This is a genomic window from Frankia sp. AgB32, assembly GCF_023243045.1.
GTDB lineage: Bacteria > Actinomycetota > Actinomycetes > Frankiales > Frankiaceae > Frankia.
In genome coordinates this window covers 1-243 of record NZ_JALKFX010000213.1, presented here as the reverse complement: position 1 = coordinate 243, position 243 = coordinate 1, and the positions used below count along the sequence as shown (strand labels likewise).

Annotated in this window: 1 protein-coding gene; it reads right to left on the bottom strand. The window is 68.7% G+C overall.

Annotated features, from left to right (window positions below; translation table 11 throughout):
* The coding region (locus MXD60_RS26465; protein WP_283099039.1) for an RNA polymerase sigma factor at positions 1 to 243 on the bottom strand (243 nt) is incomplete at both ends.

Genomic DNA, 243 nt, shown 5'->3' with positions numbered 1-243 from the left:
ACCGTGCCCGGCGCAATGTCCAGGGCCTCGGCCATCTGGGCCGTGGGCATGTCGTCGAAGTAATAGAGCACCAGCACCTCGCGGTGGATGGGCGCGATGCGCGCCAGCGCCTTGACCACGTCGAGCCGGTCGTCCAGCGCCGAAGGCGAGGGGGCGGGATGCTGGTCCAGCGCCTCGTCATCGCTGACCAGATGGGCCGATGGCGCAAGGTGGCGGAAGGCATGGCGGCGCATGATCTGGAAC